The 18,572-nt window shown below is 66.0% G+C and carries 15 protein-coding genes and 1 riboswitch; of the genes, 6 read left to right on the top strand and 9 right to left on the bottom strand.

Going from position 1 to position 18,572, the window contains the following annotated elements; all coding sequences use genetic code 11:
* The first annotated feature begins 91 nt into the window (after nt 1–91).
* From MUN23_RS13770 to MUN23_RS13750, 5 genes are all read left to right on the top strand, one after another.
* Entirely contained in the window at nt 92–1,357 is a 1,266-nt protein-coding gene (locus tag MUN23_RS13770; protein ID WP_248759052.1) for an Nramp family divalent metal transporter, read from the top strand.
* A gap of 49 nt (nt 1,358–1,406) precedes the next feature.
* Complete coding sequence (locus MUN23_RS13765) at nt 1,407–3,215, top strand: gamma-glutamyltransferase family protein (RefSeq protein WP_248764087.1); 1,809 nt, start codon at nt 1,407–1,409, stop codon at nt 3,213–3,215.
* A gap of 83 nt (nt 3,216–3,298) precedes the next feature.
* On the top strand, nt 3,299–3,949 hold the full coding sequence (locus MUN23_RS13760; RefSeq protein WP_248759048.1) for a YoaK family protein: 651 nt from the start codon (nt 3,299–3,301) through the stop codon (nt 3,947–3,949).
* A gap of 75 nt (nt 3,950–4,024) precedes the next feature.
* On the top strand, nt 4,025–4,759 hold the full coding sequence (locus tag MUN23_RS13755; protein WP_248759047.1) for a GAF and ANTAR domain-containing protein: 735 nt from the start codon (nt 4,025–4,027) through the stop codon (nt 4,757–4,759).
* Nucleotides 4,760–4,886: 127 nt separating this feature from the next.
* Nucleotides 4,887–5,627: a GAF and ANTAR domain-containing protein gene (locus MUN23_RS13750; protein ID WP_248759045.1), complete on the top strand. Its 741-nt coding sequence runs from the start codon at nt 4,887–4,889 to the stop codon at nt 5,625–5,627.
* 162 nt (nt 5,628–5,789) lie between these two features.
* Here MUN23_RS13750 and purU read toward each other — a convergent pair whose 3' ends face one another.
* The 9 genes from purU to gcvP form a co-directional block, all read right to left on the bottom strand.
* The gene (gene purU / locus MUN23_RS13745; RefSeq protein WP_248759039.1) at nt 5,790–6,644 is read right to left on the bottom strand and encodes a formyltetrahydrofolate deformylase; all 855 of its coding nucleotides are present in this window, start codon (nt 6,642–6,644) and stop codon (nt 5,790–5,792) included.
* The gene (gene cycA / locus MUN23_RS13740; protein WP_248759036.1) at nt 6,645–8,138 is read right to left on the bottom strand and encodes a D-serine/D-alanine/glycine transporter; all 1,494 of its coding nucleotides are present in this window, start codon (nt 8,136–8,138) and stop codon (nt 6,645–6,647) included. It abuts the gene before it with no gap.
* Nucleotides 8,128–8,958, bottom strand: coding sequence for a methylenetetrahydrofolate reductase (locus tag MUN23_RS13735; protein WP_248759034.1), 831 nt, complete (start codon nt 8,956–8,958; stop codon nt 8,128–8,130). The genes cycA and MUN23_RS13735 overlap by 11 nt, the downstream gene beginning before the upstream one ends.
* Before the next feature lie 41 nt (nt 8,959–8,999).
* Entirely contained in the window at nt 9,000–10,010 is a 1,011-nt protein-coding gene (lipA, locus tag MUN23_RS13730) for a lipoyl synthase (RefSeq protein ID WP_058931452.1), read from the bottom strand.
* A 13-nt stretch (nt 10,011–10,023) separates the two neighbouring features.
* Nucleotides 10,024–11,421 carry an L-serine ammonia-lyase gene (locus tag MUN23_RS13725; protein ID WP_248759025.1) on the bottom strand — a complete coding sequence of 466 codons (1,398 nt, stop codon included), beginning with the start codon at nt 11,419–11,421 and terminating at the stop codon, nt 10,024–10,026.
* An 84-nt stretch (nt 11,422–11,505) separates the two neighbouring features.
* Nucleotides 11,506–12,819, bottom strand: a complete 1,314-nt coding sequence (gene glyA / locus MUN23_RS13720) for a serine hydroxymethyltransferase (RefSeq protein WP_305886564.1) — start codon at nt 12,817–12,819, stop codon at nt 11,506–11,508.
* Entirely contained in the window at nt 12,816–13,199 is a 384-nt protein-coding gene (gene gcvH, locus MUN23_RS13715; RefSeq protein WP_248759021.1) for a glycine cleavage system protein GcvH, read from the bottom strand. Before gcvH ends, glyA begins: the two co-directional genes overlap by 4 nt.
* A 149-nt stretch (nt 13,200–13,348) precedes the next feature.
* Nucleotides 13,349–14,461: a glycine cleavage system aminomethyltransferase GcvT gene (gene gcvT / locus MUN23_RS13710; RefSeq protein WP_248759020.1), complete on the bottom strand. Its 1,113-nt coding sequence runs from the start codon at nt 14,459–14,461 to the stop codon at nt 13,349–13,351.
* A 22-nt stretch (nt 14,462–14,483) separates the two neighbouring features.
* On the bottom strand, nt 14,484–17,336 hold the full coding sequence (gcvP, locus tag MUN23_RS13705) for an aminomethyl-transferring glycine dehydrogenase (protein ID WP_248759017.1): 2,853 nt from the start codon (nt 17,334–17,336) through the stop codon (nt 14,484–14,486).
* A gap of 161 nt (nt 17,337–17,497) precedes the next feature.
* A riboswitch (glycine riboswitch) is annotated at nt 17,498–17,595 on the bottom strand.
* Between the two features lie 201 nt (nt 17,596–17,796).
* Here gcvP and MUN23_RS13700 point away from each other — a divergent pair.
* Complete coding sequence (locus MUN23_RS13700) at nt 17,797–18,348, top strand: flavin reductase family protein (protein ID WP_248759012.1); 552 nt, start codon at nt 17,797–17,799, stop codon at nt 18,346–18,348.
* Nucleotides 18,349–18,572: the final 224 nt, after the last annotated feature.

Here is an 18,572-nt window from a genome sequence, read left to right as displayed (position 1 = left end):
TCTACCGTTTCGTTTGCGATTACAGTCTAGCCGTGGCATATTGGTCGGACCAATAGACCAATGGTGGTCTTGATCACAACTACGGAGTGAAATGGAAAAGGTACTTACGCAGCAGACAGAGCAAGTCGGCGGCATGTCCCGCTGGCGTCGGATTGCCGGCGTTGCGGGTCCAGGGTTCATCGTGGCCGCTGCCGGCGTCGGCGCCGGAGACCTCATCGCTTCCCTTAACGCCGGTGCCAGCTTCGGGCTAACCCTGGCGTGGGCCGTCGTCGTCGGCTGTTTCATCAAGTTCATCGTGACCGAGTGCATCGGCCGCTGGTCGCTGGCGACCGGCATCAGCCCGCTGCGCGGTTTTCACCAGCTCAGCAAGATCTTCACCGGCTACTTCGGCATCTACTCGATCATTCTGGGCTTCTTCTACGGCGCGGCCATCGCCGGGGCGCTCGGACTCACGGTGCACGCGATGTTCCCGGCGGTAGACATCAAACTGGGCGCCATCGTCGCTGTCCTGCTCGGCCTGGGCATCCTGTGGATCGGCAAGTACAGCTCCTTCGAGAAGCTCATGTCCTTCTTCGTCGCGGTCATGTTCATCTCCATCGTGGGCGCCGCAATCCTGACCAAGCCGGACCTCAGCATCCTGCTGAGCGGCCTGACACCGCGCGTCCCGCAGGACGGAACCTTCTACGTGCTGGGCGTCATGGGCGGGGTCGGGATGTCGATCGGCCTGCTGTCCTACGGCTACTGGCTCCGCGACCGGGGCTGGAATGGTCCCAGCTGGATCAAGACGATGCGCCTTGACCTCGTCATCGGCTACGGCATGACCTTCATCTTCATGTTCGCCATGATGATTGTCGGCGCGGCCTTCCTGCAGGGCAGCGGCACCGAGGTCGGCGGACTGAGCGACCTCAACGCCCTGGCCAACCCCTTCGCCGAACGCTTCGGCGAGCCCGCCAAGTGGCTCCTGCTCATCGGCATGTTCTCCGCCGTCTTCAGCTCGCTCATCGGCGGCTACAACGCCCTGGCCAACGTCTTCAATGACATCTTCAACATCTACCGCAAGACCGACAAGGAGCGGGACGAGAACGCCGTCCGGTCCGTGCCCTTCCGCGCCTACATCCTGTGGATGTGCCTGCCGCCCCTGGCCATGCTGTTCCTGGACAAGCCGGTCACGCTGGTCCTGATCTACGCCGCGCTGGGCGCACTGCTCATGCCCGTCATGATCGGCGGGCTGCTCTGGCTCATGAACTCCAAGCGCCTCGACAAGAAGTACCGTAACGGCTTCGTCATGAACGCATCGCTGGTGCTTGGCCTCGTCATGTTCATCGGCCTGGGCCTCAACGAGCTCGTCAACCTCTGATCCGGGGCTCCTACGACTCCCGCACACACAGCCTAGAAAGGCAGCTGCAATGAATTTCTCCACCCGCCCCGAACTTGCCGGGACGTTTGGTATGGTCTCCTCCACGCACTGGCTGGCATCCCAGGTCGGCATGGGGGTGCTGGAGCGCGGCGGAAACGCCTTCGACGCGGCGGCTGCGGCGGCCTTCACGCTGCAGGTCGTCGAGCCCCACCAGAACGGCCCCGGCGGCGACCTGCCGCTGATCTTCGCCCGGGCCGACGATAAGAAGCCCACCGTCTTGTGCGCCCAGGGCCCCGCCCCGGCCGCCGCGACACCGGAGGCCTTCGCGGAGCTGGGGCTGGATATGGTGCCCGGCACCGGGCCGCTGGCCGCGGCGATCCCCGGTTCGACCCTGGGCTGGATGACCTTTGTGCGGGATCACGGAACCCTGAGCCTGCGCGAGGTCCTGTCGATGGCCGCGTCCTACGCCGAGAACGGCTTCCCCGCCGCGGCCAAGGTGGTCGAGTACATCAAACGGATGGCGCCGCTGTTCCGCGAACACTGGACGCCGTCCGCCGAACTCTACCTGCCCGGGGGCCGGGTTCCGGTCGAGGGGCAGCTGCTCGTCAACAAAGCCCTGGCCCGCACCTACGGGCGCCTCATGGACGCCGAAGACGCCGCCCTGCTCGACGGCGGCACCCGGGCGGAGGGCTTCGACGCCGCGATCCGGGCCTGGACGGAGGGCTTCGTGGCCGAGGCCATCGCCGAGTTCGTCAAGACACCATGGCGGGACTCGAGCGGCGCCGATCACGCGGGCCTCCTGACGCGTGAGGACCTGGCGTCCTGGCGCCCGCACTACGAGGCGCCCGTGACCCTGGACTTCCGGGGCCACACCGTCTGCAAGACGGGCTTCTGGAGTCAGGGTCCCGTCTTCCTGCAGCAGCTCGCGCTGCTGGACGGGATGGACGTCGAACCGGGCACGGCGGACGGCATCCACACGATCCTGGAGGCCACCAAACTGGCCTTCGCGGACCGGGACGCCTGGTACGGCGACGCCGCCGACGTGCCCTCGGATACCCTCCTGTCCCCCGAGTACACGGCCGAGCGCCGGAAACTCATTGGGGCCACGGCCTCCATGGAAATCCGGCCCGGCAGCCCCGACGGCCGCGAGGCGATCCTGCCGGAACTGCGCGTCACGGGAGACTTCGACGCGAGCGGGCTCAGCGGCGTCGGCGAACCCAACGCCGTCGCGGCCCTGCTCGACTCCGGCCCGCAGGCCAATGGGGAGGCCCGCTCGGACACGGTGCACGTCGACGTCGTCGACCGCTGGGGCAACATGGTCTCGGCCATGCCCAGCGGCGGCTGGCTGCACTCCTCCCCCGTCATCCCGGAGCTCGGCTTCCCGCTGGGCACCCGGCTGCAGATGGCCTGGCTCGAGTCTGGCCTGCCCAACACCCTGGCGCCGGGCAAGCGCCCCCGCACTACGCTTTCGCCGACCCTGGTACTGAAGGACGGGGAGCCCGTGCTCGCCTTCGGCACCCCGGGCGGCGACCAGCAGGACCAGTGGCAGCTGCATTTTCTGCTCAATCATCTGCTCGCCGGGATGAATCTACAGGAGGCGATCGATGCGCCGTCGTTCCACAGCACCCATTTCCCCAGCTCCTTCTTCCCGCACGAGCATCAGCTCGGCGTCGTCGTGATCGAGCGACGGATCGGCGCGGACGTCGTGCGCGAGCTGCGGGCGCGCGGGCACCTGGTCGGTGAGGCGGGCGACTGGGAGATCGGACGAATGTGCGCGGTCTCGCGGGATCCAGCGACGGGCATGGTGCGCGCAGCCGCCAACCCGCGCGGCATGCAGGGCTACGCGGTGGGGCGCTGACCATGACCGTGACGGATACGGCCCCGAGCCGTCTACGGCGGGCGCCGGCCCGCGTACCGGAGGCGCGGCTTCACTTGTGGCTCATGCTCATCCTGACCTTTTCGACGGGCGTCATCGACGCCGTGGGCTATCTAGGCCTGGACCGGGTCTTCACGGGAAACATGACGGGGAACGTGGTCATTCTGGGGATGGCGCTGACCGGCACGACCAACCTGCCCGTCCTCGGCCCCGTGCTGGCGCTGGTCTTCTTCTTCGGCGGCGCCATGATTTCCGGGCGCATGCTGCGGGGCAAGTCCGAGGGCTGGTCCGGGCCGACCTCTTTGGCCGTGGGCCTGGTCAGTCTCCTGCTGTTGGCCGTCTCGACCGGCCTGTTCTTCTTCGGCACACATGCCTTCCCGCACCTGGCCGAGGCCGTCACCTCCGTCCTAGGGCTGGCCATGGGCATCCAGGCGGCCGCGGCACGGCACGTCAAGGTCGTGGATGTCACCACGGTTGTGGTGACATCCACACTGACGGGACTAGCCGCGGACTCCCGTTTCGCGGCCCGCAAGGGGCAGGACTGGGCCAAGCGGCTGCTCGCCGTAATGCTGATCCTGCTCGGCGCCCTGGCCGGCGCGGCGCTCCTGACCGTGGCCATGTGGCTGCCCATCCTGCTCTCCGGCGTCCTCACTGCAGGCGTGGTTGTGGCGGGCCATCGCCGGGTCCGGGCAGACGCCGTCAAGGAACTGAGCTAGGGCATGTCTCGTAGGCCGAAGGTTCTGCGCGGCCGGATAGCTTGTGAGGGCCCACCGTTCGGCCTAGATTTGGGCATGACCAATTCGCCCGAACATGAGCTGCTCATTGAGCTGCAGGACCTGATTATCGGCACGGGATCGGTGGCTGACTTCCTGGGCGGGCTCTCCATCATCGCGGCGGCCGCCCTAAGCCGCTCCGCCGGCGCCACGGTGGAGTGCGGGGTCACGCTTAAGCGCGCCAGGAAAACCACAACGGTGGGCGGGAGCACCGAGCGCGCCTTCCACCTGGACCGCATCGAACAGGCCGTGGGCGACGGGCCCTGCATCGCAGCGCTGAAGGCAGCAACCCCTGTCCTGCTGGCCGATGTCCGCACCGACCCGCGCTGGCCCACCTACCAGGAGCGCCTGATCGAGGAGGGCATCCACAGCGTCCTGGGCGTTCCGCTTGAACTCGGCGAAAACGCGGCCGCAGTCCTGAACTTCTTCGCGCCGGCCACTGGCGTATTCACCGAGGAGACCATCAGCGAGGCAGCAAGCTTCGCCGACGTCGCCGGCAGTGCCGTCCGCCTGGCAGTCAGGGTGGGAACCGCAGAGAGCGCCGCTGATGACCTGAGCGCGGCGATGATGAGCCGTACTGCCATCAACCTTGCCTGCGGCATCATCATGGCCCAGAACCGCTGCGGCCAGACCGAGGCGATGTCCATCCTGATGAAGGTCTCCAGCCACCGGAACCAGAAGCTCCGGGACGTGGCCGACGAGATCGTCCGGAAGGTCTCGGGCGAGGAAGCCAGCACGTACTTCGACATGTAGGGACGCCAACGAAACCCGGGCCTGGGGGCTACCTGCCCGCCCTGGAAAAAAGCGAGTACTCACTACTCGTGTGCCACCCCGACAGGGCCTTTTACGATTAGGGCGTACCGACACATGGGGGCTGGGCATGATGATCGATCAACAGGTGGACTGGCGCGTCTCGGGGGTCCTGCTGGATATCCGCGGACACTCGGAAGCGGCATCGGCGTGCGCACTGGCCCGGATTGCGGCGTCCGCCGTGAGCGAGATCGCCGGCTACCCCGTGGAGAGCACGTTGACGCTCGTGCGGCCGGACGGGACGCCCTTCACAGCGGCAACCACCGACGCCGCCGGTGGCCTTTCCCGATGGGACCAGCTCGCCGGACGGGGTCCCACCTCGCGGGCACTGGGCGGCCGCCTGACCATCATTCTCAATGATCACTGCCTGGACAGGCGCTGGGACGAGTACCCGGCCAGTCTCAGGTCAGCCGGCTTCCGCTCCGCCGTCGCCGTGCCATTGCGGCTGGAACGCGGCTACCGGGCCGCACTCACGTTGTATTCGGCGGAAACGAACGTCTTCACCCCGGTTGTCGCCAGCCAGGCGCTGTCGTTCTCCGACGTGGCGGCCACGAGCCTGGTCCTGGCACTGCAGGTCCGGGCTGGCCTGGCCCAATCCGCGGATCTCCGCGCAGCCATGGCGAGCCGCACCGCGGTCAACGTCGCCTGCGGCGTAATCATGGGCCAGAACGGGTGCTCCTACGAGGCGGCGTTGCAGATGCTCACGCTCGCATCGAGCCATCGGAACCTGACCATCCGCGACGCCGCCGAAGGGATGCTGCGCACGCTCCCGGGCGGGGTTCCGCCCACACACTTCCAGCAACGCGCCTGAGGCAGCGTCCCGCCGTCGAACACTACGGCGGCCCGCAGCCCGGATGCGGCCCCACCCCACTCCCCCGAATGTAGGTAGCGCTAAGTCGTTATGAGGCTCATAACGACTTAGCGCTACCCAGTTGGGCGGGGACGCGGTTTCGACAGGCTCAACCACCGCGGGTCAGCGCAGAACCACTGTGCGCCCGCCGTCGAGCATTACCCGGCCTTCACAGTGCCACCGGACCGCGTTGCTCAGCGCCTTGCACTCAGCGTCGCGGCCCACGCGCACCAGGTCATCGGCCGTGTACGTGTGGTCCACGTCGATGACCTGCTGGGCGATGATCGGCCCCTCATCCAGCTCCGCGTTGACGTAGTGCGCCGTGGCGCCCACGGTCTTGACGCCGCGGTCGTAGGCCTGGTGGTACGGCTTGGCGCCCTTGAAGCTGGGCAGGAACGAGTGGTGGATGTTGATGGTCCGGCCCGTCAGCTGGGCCGACAGCTCGTCGCTGAGGACCTGCATGTAGCGGGCCAGGACCACCAGCTCCACATCGTATTCGTCCACGAGCTCCAGCAGGCGCGCTTCCTGCGCCGGCTTGGTCTCCTGGGTGACCGGGAGGTGGAAGAACGGGATGCCGTGCCACTTCACCAAGTCCTCGTGGTCCGTGTGGTTGGAGACCACGGCCACGATTTCCACCGGAAGATCACCCGTGCGGGCCCGGAACAGCAGGTCGTTGAGGCAGTGCCCGAACTTGGACACCATCACCAGGACCCGGCGCTTGCGGCCGTGCGGCTCCAGCTGCCAGTTCATGGCCCACTCAGCGGCCAGCGGCTCGAAGTCCCGGCGCAGGTCCTCCGTGGTCAGCGGCTGCTTGCCGGATTCGAAATGCACCCGCATAAAGAACTGCTGGGCCTGGCGGTCACCGAAGTGCTTGGTGTCGATGATGTCGCAGTCGTGATCCAGCAGGTACCCGGTGATCGCGTGGACGATCCCCGGGGACTCGGCGCAGTTGACGGTCAGAACATGTTCGGTTGCCACTTAGTTCTCCCGCGGTGCCTTCGCATCGGCCAGCTCAGCGTCGGCCAGGGCCTTCTCCTCTGCCACTACCTTCTCGCCGGCGAGGTCCTTCTGGAACTCCGCGTAGCGGGCCAGGTGGGACGGGCGCTTGCGCAGGATGACCCAGGCGACGCCCAGCAGGATGAACCAGATGGGGGTGACCAGCAGCGCCACCAGCGTGTCCGGCTGCGTGGTCAGTGCCCACAGGACGAAGGCGAAGAACGCGAAGACCACCCAGACCATGGGGACGCCGCCGGGCATTTTGTACTTGGATGACTCGTGCAGGTGGGGACGGCGTGACCGGAACTTCAGGTAGCTGGCCAGGATGATGGACCAGACAAAGACGAAGCAGACGGCGGAAACGGTGGTGACCATGTCGAAGGCCTTGCCGATGTCCGAGCCTGCGTACATCAGGATGACGCCGGAGAGCAGCAGTATGCAGGAGAGGAACAGGGCGTTCTGCGGGACCTTGCGGGCGGACAGGCGGCTGAACAGGGTGGGGGCGTCGCCCTCCTGGGCCAGGCCGTAGACCATGCGGGACGTGGAGTAGATGCCGGAGTTGGCCGAGGACATGGCCGAGCTGAGCACCACCAGGTTCACCACGGTGGCTGCTGCGCCGAGGCCGGCCAGGGAGAACATGGCGATGAACGGGCTGTGGCCGGCCTGGAACTGGGTCCAGGGGGTGACCGACATCAGGATGATGAGGGCGCCAACGTAGAAGAGCAGGACGCGGATGGGGATGGAGTTGATGGCCTTGGGCAGGTTCTTCTCCGGGTCCTTGGCCTCGGCGGCGGTGGTGCCCACGAGTTCAATGCCCACAAACGCGAACACGGCGATCTGGAAGCCTGCAACGAAGCCCATGAATTCGTTCGGGAACATCCCGCCGTGGCTCCACAGGTTCGTGAAGGTGGCCGGGCCGGCGTCGGACTGGAAACCGCTGAAGATCATAAACAGGCCCACAATGATGAGCGCGGCGATGGCGATGATCTTGATCAGCGCGAACCAGAACTCGGTCTCACCGAACGCCCGCACCGTGGCGAGGTTCAGGAGCAGGAGGATGGCCACGGTGACCAGGCCCGGGATCCACAGCGGCAGACCCGGCCAGAGTTCCTTCGAGTAGCCGGCGATGGCGATCACGTCCGCGATGCCGGTGATCACCCAGCAGAACCAGTAGGTCCAGCCGGTGAAGAAGCCGGCCCAGGGGCCCAGCAGGTCGGCCGCGAAGTCGCTGAAGGACTTGTAGTTCAGGTTGGACAGCAGCAGTTCGCCCATGGCCCGCATGACGAAGAACAGCATGAAGCCGATGATCATGTAGACGAAAATGACGGACGGGCCGGCGGCCGAGATGGTTTTTCCGGAGCCCATGAACAGGCCCGTGCCGATGGCGCCGCCAATGGCGATCAGCTGGATGTGCCTGTTGCTGAGCTGGCGTTCAAGGTGGGGCGTTTCCGGGGTGGTGACGGTTTTAGTACTCACGTGCTGCTCCTCGAATCGATGCTGGCTGGAGTGCCGTTGGGGATGACGCGGGGCCCACTTCGTTGGGGACCGCATCGAGGTTGTTGAAGCTGTAGAGGTGGATCCCTGCGATGCCGGGCTGGCTTTCGAGCCCGGCCACCAGGGTGTGGGGTGAGTAGCGGTCGCCGCTGAGCAGCTTGCGCGCCAGCGGGCCTTTGCGGCTAAGGAACTTCAGGGAACTTCCGACGCCGATCTGCGTGGCAAGTGCCAGCAGCTTGGTCCGCGGGACGGACCCCGCCACGCCCGCCCAGACGGGCAAGTTCACGCCTTCGCGGCGCAGCAGCGCCGCGTAGTCGAGGATTTTGGGGGCGTCGAAGCACATCTGGGTGACCACGTGCGTGGCCAGGTGCTGCTTGTCCTGCAGGGCGTCGAGCAGGTCCAGGGCGGCCACCGTCGGGTGGCCTTCCGGGTAGCCTGCCACTCCGGCGCGCATCCGGCCACCGGTGTACTGGGCGATGTCCTCGAGCAGCGGGAGGGCTGACTCGTACGGTCCGGCGGGCTGCTTCCGATCGCCGCCAATCACAAACACCTCGCCGATGCCGGCGCCGTCGCACTCCCGCATGATCCGGGTCAGTTCGGCCCGGTCATGGATGCTGCGCGCGGCCAGGTGCGGGATGACGGTGTAGCCGAGGGTGCTCAGCTCCACCGAGGTGCGCATGGTCCGTTCGATGCCGTGGTGCGGCAGGCACGTCATGGTCAGCGTGGTGGTCAGCGGAACCAGCGCCTGGACCTTATCAACAATCCCGGTTGAGGGGATGATTTCGATTCTTGTAGGGAACATCTTCGGTCCTTTCTGGGTCTCGGCTCTGAATACAGGGGCGGTCAGCTGGCGTGGGCTGCCAGCAGTGAGCTGGCTTCCTGGCGGGTGCTGCCGGAGGACTCGATGTGGGCGAGTTCGGCGGGGATTTCCCAGCCCTTCTTGCGCATCGCGGTGGCCCAGAGCCGGCCGGCCCGGTAGGAGGAACGGACCAGCGGGCCACTCATGACCCCCAGGAAGCCGATCTCGTTGGCCTCGTCCTGGAGGTCCACGAACTCCTGCGGCTTGACCCACCGGTCCACCGGCAGGTGCCGTTCGGAGGGGCGCAGGTACTGGGTGATGGTGATCAGGTCACACCCGGCCTCGTGCAGGTCCCGCAACGCCTCGGAGATCTCCTCGCGGGTCTCGCCCATGCCCAGGATCAGGTTGGACTTGGTCACCATGCCCAGCTTGCGGCCCTGGGTGATGACATCCAGGGACCGGTCGTACCGGAACGCGGGCCGGATGCGCTTGAAAATCCGGGGCACGGTCTCGACGTTGTGCGCGAAGACCTCCGGCTTCGAATCACAGATCGCCGCGATGTGCTCGGGCTTGCCGGAAAAGTCAGGGATCAACAGTTCGACGCCGGTGCCCGGGTTCAGCTCGTGGATCTTCCGGACCGTCTCGGCATACAGCCAGACACCCTCATCGGCCAGGTCATCCCGGGCCACCCCGGTGACCGTGGCGTAGCGCAGCTGCATGGCCAGGACCGAGCGGGCCACCTTCGTGGGCTCGAACATGTCCACCGGGGACGGCTTGCCCGTGTCGATCTGGCAGAAATCACAGCGCCGGGTGCATTCGGACCCGCCGATCAGGAACGTGGCTTCCTTGTCTTCCCAACACTCAAAAATGTTCGGGCAGCCGGCCTCCTCACACACCGTGTGCAGGCCTTCCTTCTTGACCAGGTTCTTGAGCTGGACATACTCCGGACCCATCTGGACCTTCGCCTTGATCCACTCCGGCTTCCGCTCCACAGGTACTGCAGAGTTACGCTGCTCAACGCGCAGCAGCTTCCGGCCTTCTGGTGCCAGTGTCATCAGTTCTCTTCCCTTAGCATTCCACTACGTTGACGGCGAGGCCGCCCATGGCTGTTTCCTTGTACTTGGAGCTCATGTCCCTGCCGGTCTCGCGCATGGTCACGATCACCTCGTCCAGGGACACGCGGTGCGTGCCGTCGCCCCAGAGCGCCATCTTCGCGGCGTTGATGGCCTTGGCAGCCGCGATGGCGTTGCGTTCGATGCACGGCACCTGGACCAGCCCGCCGATGGGATCGCACGTCAGGCCAAGGTTGTGTTCCATCGCGATTTCCGCGGCGTTTTCCACCTGCTGGGGTGTGCCGCCCAGCACCTCGGCGAGGGCGCCGGCCGCCATGGACGACGCCGATCCCACCTCGCCCTGGCAGCCCACCTCGGCGCCCGAAATGGACGCCTGTTCCTTGTACAGCACCCCGATGGCACCGGCCGTGAGCAGGAACTTGACCACAACGTCGTCGCGGTCTTCCTGCGTGGCCTTGTCCATGCCGGGTGCGAAATGCAATGCGTAGTACAGGACTGCGGGGATGATGCCTGCGGCGCCGTTGGTGGGCGCCGTGACCACGCGGCCGCCGGACGCGTTCTCCTCATTGACCGCCAGGGCGATGAGGTTCACCCATTCCTGCCAGTACTTCGGGTCCCGGTCCTTGTCCTCCTTTTCGAGGCGCTCGTGCCAGTCCGGAGCACGACGGCGGACCTTCAGTCCGCCGGGCAGCAGCCCCTCGCGCTTGAGGCTGGTTGCCACGCACTCCTCCATCACGGAGTAGATGTGCAGCAGGCCTTCGCGGATTTCCTGTTCGGTGCGGGAAGCGCGTTCGTTGACGAACATGATGTCGCCGATGGACAGGCCCTTGGACTGGCACCGGCCCAGGAGTTCCGCCGCGGTGCGGAAGGGCAGCGGCAGTTCCTTCTTGGACTCGTCCAGTTCCTTCAGGGCCGCGTCCTCTTCGCCTTCGCGGACGATGAAGCCGCCGCCGACGGAGAAGAACGTGGCCTTGTGCAGGACCTCGCCTGCCTCGTCAGTGACCGTGAAGGTCATGCCGTTGGTGTGCCGCGGCAGGACAGTGAGCGGGCGCAGGACCATATCCTTGACGCCGTACGGCAGGGGCACGGAACCGGCGAGCTGGAGGGCACCGGTCTCGGCGATGGCGGCGAGCCGCTCCTCCACCTCGGCCGGCAGGATCTTTTCCGGGTGGAAACCCTCCAGCCCCAGCAGGATGGCCGTCATGGTGCCGTGGCCATGGCCGGTTGCCGCCAAGGACCCGTACAGGTCCACCCGCAGCCCGGCCACCTTGTCCAGGCTGCCGGAGCCCTTCAGCTCCTCGGCAAACACCGCAGCAGCCCGCATGGGCCCAACGGTGTGAGAGCTCGAAGGCCCGATCCCGACGGAGAACAAATCAAAGACTCCAACGGCCATGTGCGTTTCCTAACTAAGTATTGGTATTGCGGTTCCCGGTGGTTGAGCCTGTCGAAACCCGACGGGCCCAACCACCGGAAGGGGCTACAGCCCCGGGTAAAGCGGGTGGGCGGCGGCGAGTGCCTCTACCCGGTGACGCAGGCCGGAAAGGTCCGCGTCGGCGTCGGCAATCAATGCCTCGGCGATGATGTCCGCAACTTCACGGAAGGCTGCCTCGCCGAAACCACGGGTGGCCAGCGCGGGGGTGCCGATCCGGAGGCCGGAGGTGACCATCGGAGGGCGCGGGTCGAACGGCACGGCGTTGCGGTTGACGGTAATGTCAATCGCGGCCAGGCGATCCTCGGCCTGCTGGCCGTCCAGCTCGCAGTTGCGTAGGTCAACCAGGACCAGGTGGACGTCGGTGCCGCCGGAGATCACGTTGATGCCCTTGGCGGTGACGTCCGGCTGGACCAGGCGGTCGGCCAGGATGCTGGCGCCAGCGAGGACGCGCTCCTGGCGTTCCTTGAACTCCGGCGTCGCTGCGATCTTGAAGGCCACGGCCTTGCCCGCGATCACGTGTTCCAGCGGGCCGCCCTGCTGTCCGGGGAAGACAGCCGAGTTGATCTTCTTGGCGATCGCGGCGTCGTTGGAGAGGATGATGCCGCCGCGCGGACCGGCGAGGGTCTTGTGCGTGGTGGACGTGGTGACGTGGGCGTGCGGCACCGGGCTGGGGTGCAGGCCAGCCGCCACCAGACCGGCGAAGTGCGCCATGTCCACCATCAGGAAGGCACCCACCAGATCGGCGATCCGGCGGAACTCGGCGAAGTCCAGCTGGCGGGCATAGGCCGACCAGCCGGCAACGATCAGCTGCGGCTTGTGCTCCAGCGCCAGGCGCTCCACCTCGGCCATGTCAATGGTGTGGGTGTCTTCGCGGACCTGGTACGGGACCACGTTGTAGAGCTTGCCGGAGAAGTTGATCTTCATGCCGTGGGTCAGGTGGCCGCCGTGCGCCAGGTTCAGGCCCATGATGGTGTCGCCCGGCTTGATCAGCGCGTGCATGACCGAGGCGTTCGCCTGGGCGCCGGAGTGCGGCTGGACGTTGGCGAACTCGGCACCGAACAGGGCCTTGACGCGGTCGATGGCCAGCTGCTCGATGACGTCCACGTGCTCGCAGCCGCCGTAGTAGCGCTTGCCCGGGTAGCCCTCGGCGTACTTGTTGGTCAGGACCGAACCCTGCGCCTGCATCACGGCAACGGCTGTGTGGTTCTCGGAGGCGATCATTTCCAGGCCATTCCGCTGGCGGCGCAGTTCGTCGTCGATCTTGACGGCGATCTCCGGGTCCAGCACCGACAGGTCGGTGTCCAGGCTCGCGGAAACTACCTGCTCAAAGACTGCGGTGCCTGCTGCAGCCGGGCTCACAGTTCGCCACCGTTTACTTCGGCGTATTCCTGGGCGGACAGCAGCGGGCCCTCGGACTCGACGGTCACCTTGAACAGCCAGCCGGCACCGTACGGATCGGAGTTGATCAGTGCGGGATCGCCGACGGCGTCTTCGTTGATTTCCGTGACCTCGCCGGTCACCGGGGAGTACAGGTCAGAAACGGACTTGGTGGACTCGATCTCGCCGCAGGTCTCCCCCGCGGTGACCGTGGAGCCAACCTCGGGCAGGTCAATGTAGACGATGTCGCCCAGCGCCTCAGCGGCAACAGCGGACACACCAATAACGGACGGACCAGAGCCATCAAAGGCGATCCACTCGTGCTCGGCGGAGTACTTCAGTTCAGCGGCAACCTTAGCCATGTTCATAATTCCTTAAGTTCTTGGGTGTGTGGACGGGGTTTCGACAAGCTCAACCACCGGATGAGGCGGTGGGGCTGGCATCCGGCGGACCCGGTGATCGAGCCTGTCGAGATCCAGGGGTTTCGACAGGCTCAACCACCGGGCTGTGGTTACTTTTGGCGCTTGTAGAACGGCAGTGCGACAACCTCGAAAGGTTCTGCCTTGCCGCGCAGGTCGATGTCCAGGACGGTGCCAATCTCGGCGTGCTCGACGTCGACATAGGCCATCGCCACCGGGTAGCCGAGGGTGGGGCTGGGCTGGCCGGAGGTGACTTCGCCAACCACGGCGCCGTCCTTGAGCACCGGGTAGTGCCCGCGGCCGGCGCGACGGCCCAGTCCCTTCAAGCCCACAAGCTTACGCTTTGATCCGGCTTCCTTGGCGGCTTCCAGGGCGGACCGGCCCACGAAGTCGCCTTCCTTGCTCTTGAGCGCCACAACGCCACCCAGGCCGGCGTCGAACGGTGACCCGTCGAGAGACAGTTCGTTGCCGTAGAGCGGCATGCCGGCTTCCAGGCGGAGCGAATCGCGTGAGGCGAGGCCGCACGGAACGATGCCGAACTCAGCCCCTGCTTCGGCGACGGACGCCCACAGGGAGGCGGCGCCGTCGTTCGCTACGAAGAGCTCGAAGCCGTCCTCGCCGGTGTAACCGGTGCGGGCCAGGATGACGTTGTGGCCGGCCACGGTGAGCTCGTTGAACGCGTAGTACTTCAGGTCGGTGACGAGCGCGTGCTGGGCCTCAGCGGTCAGCTTGAGCAGGATGGCCTCGGCCTTGGGGCCCTGGACCGCGATCAGCGAGGTGATGGCGGAGGCGTCCTCCACCTTCACGTTGAAGGCCACGGCGCGTTCGGCCAGGGCGACGGCGACGGTGGGGGCGTTGCCCGCGTTGGGGACCACGAGGTACTTCTCGTCGCCAAAACGGTAGACGATGAGGTCATCGATGATGCCGCCGTCGGCGTTGCAGATGAGCGAGTACTTGGCCTTGCCGTCCGCGATGGCGGAGAGCTTGCCCACGAGCGCGTAGTCCAGGAACGCGCCGGCTTCCAGGCCGGAGACCCAGACTTCGCCCATGTGGGAGAGGTCGAACAGGCCGGCAGCGTTGCGCACCGCGTGGTGCTCGGCCAGCTCGGAGCTGTACTTCAGGGGCATCTGCCAGCCACCGAAATCGGTGAAGGAAGCGCCGAGTTTCTTGTGCTCTTCGTAGAGAGCGGTGTAGTTCTCAGTCATTGTTAAAGCCTTTCACAGGAAACTAGTTCGCGAATTCTTCGATGGGCGGGCAGGAGCAGATCAGGTTGCGGTCCCCTGCTGCGCCGTCGATGCGGCCGACGGGCGGGAAGTACTTGTCCTGCTTGAGGTGGTGGACCGGGAAGGCGGCCTGCTCCCGCGGGTATTGACGGTTCCAGTCGGAGGTGACGACGGCGGACGCGGTGTGGGGTGCGTGGCGCAGCGGGCTGTTCTCCACGGTGAAGTCGCCGTTGGCCACCTGGTCGATTTCCTTCCGGATCGTGATCATCGCGTCGATGAACCGGTCGATCTCCACGAGGTCCTCGGACTCCGTCGGCTCCACCATCAGCGTGCCCGCAACCGGGAACGCCAGGGTGGGGGCGTGGAAACCGTAGTCGATGAGGCGCTTGGCCACATCCTCCGCGGTGACGCCCGTCTTCGCCGTCAGGTCGCGCAGGTCCAGGATGCACTCGTGCGCCACCAGCCCGCCCTCACCCGTGTAGAGGACGGGGAAGTACTCGTTCAGGCGGGCCGCAACGTAGTTCGCCGCCAGCAGCGCCGACTTGGTCGCCTCGGTCAGGCCTTCGGCACCCATGAGCTTCACGTAAGCCCAGGAGATGGGCAGGACGCCTGCGGAACCGTAGTTGGACGCGCTGATGGCCACGCCGTGGCCGGCTTCGTGCGCCGCCTTGTTGGCATCACCGGGCATAAACGGTGCCAGGTGCGCCTTGGCCGCGACCGGGCCAACACCGGGGCCGCCGCCGCCGTGCGGGATGCAGAAGGTCTTGTGCAGGTTCAGGTGCGAGACGTCGCCGCCGAACTTGCCCGGCTGGGCCAGGCCCACGAGGGCGTTGAGGTTGGCGCCGTCCACGTAGACCTGGCCGCCGGCCGCGTGCACGGCGTCGCAGATTTCGGTGACGTCGGCGTCGTAGACGCCGTGGGTGGAGGGGTAGGTGATCATGATCGCCGAGAGCGCGTCCTTGTTCGCCTCGATCTTGGCGTAGAGGTCCGTGTGGTCGATGCTGCCGTCCGCAGCGGTAGCCACCACAACCACCTTCATGCCCGCCAGGACTGCGGAGGCGGCGTTGGTGCCGTGGGCCGACGCAGGGATCAGGCAGACGTTGCGCTGGTCATCGCCGCGGGACAGGTGGTAGCCGCGGATGGCCAGCAGGCCTGCGAGCTCGCCCTGGGACCCGGCGTTCGGCTGCAGGGAGACCTGGTCGTAGCCGGTGATTTCCGCGAGGTCAGCTTCCAGCCCGCCGATGAGCTCGCGCCAGCCCACGGTCTGGGAATCCGGGGCGAACGGGTGGATGGAGGCGAACTCCGGCCAGGAAATGGCCTCCATCTCTGCCGTGGCGTTCAGCTTCATGGTGCAGGAACCCAGCGGGATCATGGTGCGGTCCAGCGCCAGGTCCCGGTCACTCAGCCGGCGGATGTAGCGCAGCAGCTGCGTTTCGGAACGGTGCGTGTTGAACACCGGGTGCTGCAGGTACTCGGAGGTGCGGAGCACCGATTCGGGCAGTTCAAAGCCCTTCGCATCCACAACCGGGCCGGCACCGAAGGCGACGGCGATGGCGGAGAGGACCTCCGTCGTCGTGGTTTCATCAGCGGAGACGCCGATGGTGTCACCGTCGATGTGGCGCAGGTTGATGCCGCGTGCTTCGGCGGCGGCGATGACCTTGGCTGCCTTGCCCGGGACGCGGACCGTGACGGTGTCGAAGAAGGCCTCGGTGACCAGTTCGCGGCCGGCGACCTTCAGCGTGGTGGCCAGGGTGCGGGCGTTGTTGTGGACCTGCTCGGCGATGGCCTTGAGTCCGTCCGGGCCGTGGTAAACGGCGTAGAACGAGGAAACGATGGCCAGCAGTGCCTGCGCGGTGCAGATGTTGGACGTGGCCTTCTCACGGCGGATGTGCTGCTCACGGGTCTGCAGTGCCAGACGGTACGCGGGGGTCCCGGCGTCGTCCTTGGAGACCCCGACGAGGCGGCCCGGCATGGAACGCTCCAGGCCCTTCGCCACCGCCATGTACGCCGCGTGCGGGCCGCCGAAGAACAACGGCACACCAAATCGCTGGGTCGAGCCGACGGCGATGTCCGCGCCCTGCTCCCCCGGAGGGGTGATCAGCGTCAGCGCCAACAGATCGGCGGCAACGGTCACGAGGGCGCCGCGCTCCTTGGCTTCCTTGATGATGTCTGCATGGTTGAAGACCCGGCCCGACACACCCGGCTGCTGCAGGACAACACCGTTGATAACGCCGTCGGGCAGGCCCTGGGACAGGTCAGCGACCTCCACCTCGAACCCGAGGGCCTCGGCGCGGCCCTTCACGATCGCGATGGTCTGCGGCAGGCAGTCGGCATCCAGGACGGTCTTGCCGTCCCGGGCTTCCTTGTTCTTGTTTGCCCGGCGCATCATCAGCACGGCCTCGGCCACGGCGGTGGCCTCATCCAGCAGCGACGCGTTCGCGATCGGCAGGCCCACCAGGTCCTGGACCATGGTCTGGAAGTTCAGCAACGCCTCCAGCCGGCCCTGCGAAATCTCGGGCTGGTACGGCGTGTACGCGGTGTACCAGGCGGGGGCTTCGAGGATGTTCCGGCGGATGACCGCGGGCGTGACGGTGTCGTAGTAGCCCTGGCCGATCATCTGCACAGCCGTCTTGTTCTTCGCCGCGAGCTTCCGCAGCTCGGCAAGGACCTCAACCTCACTCAGGGCGTCCTTGAGGGCCAGCGGCTTGGCCTGGCGGATGGAGTCGGGGACGGCAACGTCCACGAGGCCGTCAACGCTGTCATAGCCGACGGCCTTGAGCATGGTGTCGATATCGGCCTGGCGGCGCGCACCAATATGCCGATCGGCAAAGGTGGAAGGGGACGACTGGATGGTCATGAAGGAACTCCATAATTCAGGTGGCGCGCTGGGTACGCCACATTGATTCGGGTTCCTCCCCGCTCTGTATTGGACCTGAGAGTTTCCGCGCCCACCTGCTTGCCGCAGGGTGACGCTTGCACCGTCGGTGAGCCCGTTGCCGGACTACTTTCCAGAGTTGCCTGGCCGCGGCGGTACGTGGGCCTGAGAGATTCCTGGGGAGGATTTGCTCCTACGGCGCCTGCTGAACGTACCGGCAGGACTCTCCCGCCGCAGATCAAAAGCATGTGCCATTTTGTCCGTGACACGTCTCACAGGTTAGCCGGATTTCAGGCCGCGTGCAAGATTTCCGGTGGCACCGGCGTCGGATCACCATCGATTGCTCCGTGAAAGCCCTTTGGGGAGCCATAAGGGCCTTTACGGAGCAATCAATGGGAAATCGATCGGCCCTGATGTGTTCACCGCGTGAAACGATGTGCTTATGGAGACTCCAGGGACGTTGAACGCGCATCGCCTTGGCGACGAACAGCCTTCCGAAGCGGACATCGATCTGTACCGAGTGCTCAGCGCGGACATCTCGGCCGGCGTCGCCGTGGTTTCTACATCGCTGAACAAGCGCGACTACGCAGCAACAGTGACTGCTTTTCTCTCCGTCTCCTATGATCCGCCTACGATGCTTGTCAGTCTCTATGCGGGCTCACGCATTGGCGAAGCAATTGCCACGACGGGTACCTGGGCGTTGAGTCTGCTGCGCAGTAAGCACCAAGGCGCGGCGGATTGGCTGGCCAGTCCAGTGACCCCAATAGAGGGCCTGCTGTCCCAGGTTCCCTACCGCCGTGGCCCCGCCACCGGATCGGTGATCCTCGACGGATCGATCGCGTACTTCGAGCTGCGAACGGTTGCCATCCATCCGGCGGCAACGCATCTGCTCATCGTGGGAGAGGTACTTGCGATGGGTAGTGACGCTCCGGCGGCGGAAGTACCGGACCCGCTCATACATTTTGCTTCTGCCTACTACCGACTGGCGCCCTAGAAGTTACCCACAAACGCGGCGAAGACTACTGATCTCCAGGGGCGAAAAGTCAAAGACGCCTTCAGGAAACACTGATCCACGAGGCCGGAAAGCGGGGATGCAGTCCGGTCGGACGCACGCCCCGCCTTGGCTACGCCGTGGCAGCACCCCGGCTGGATCCTCAGGCGTCCTGCAAGCCTGAGCCTGCAGGACACTGTGGTGAGACACCGGACTTCAGCCCGCCT

The sequence above is a fragment of the Pseudarthrobacter sp. SSS035 genome (assembly GCF_023273875.1).
Classification (GTDB): Bacteria; Actinomycetota; Actinomycetes; order Actinomycetales; family Micrococcaceae; genus Arthrobacter.
Note: the sequence above shows the minus strand (reverse complement) of the source record. Positions and strands in the feature narration are given on the sequence as shown.